General features: G+C 26.2%; 1 protein-coding gene. It reads right to left on the reverse strand.

Annotation, left to right across the window (positions count from 1 at the left end):
• Positions 1-201, reverse strand: a 201-nt coding sequence (locus tag FUA24_RS07715; protein WP_148541171.1) for a hypothetical protein, incomplete at its 3' end; no start/stop codon positions are given.
• Positions 202-271: the final 70 nt, after the last annotated feature.

Genomic DNA, 271 nt, shown 5'->3' on the forward strand with positions numbered 1-271 from the left:
TAATAACTTTAAAAAAGGCAATGTATCTTGTTCTGTACGCTGCGCAATTTCAACGGCCTGTAGCCTTAATTTTAAAGCCGCATTATAGTCATTTTGTTGTTGTAAAGAATCTGCAATTCTTGTATAATATTGCCAATTATTTTGAGAAACTATAAATTGACTTGCAAACAAAATAACATGAAATAGAAATATGCGTTTCATAAAAACTATAATTAGTTAATTGAGTTTTTAATAGAAAAAACTTACAAATCGAATATACTACTTTTTTATA

The organism is Seonamhaeicola marinus, from assembly GCF_008085455.1.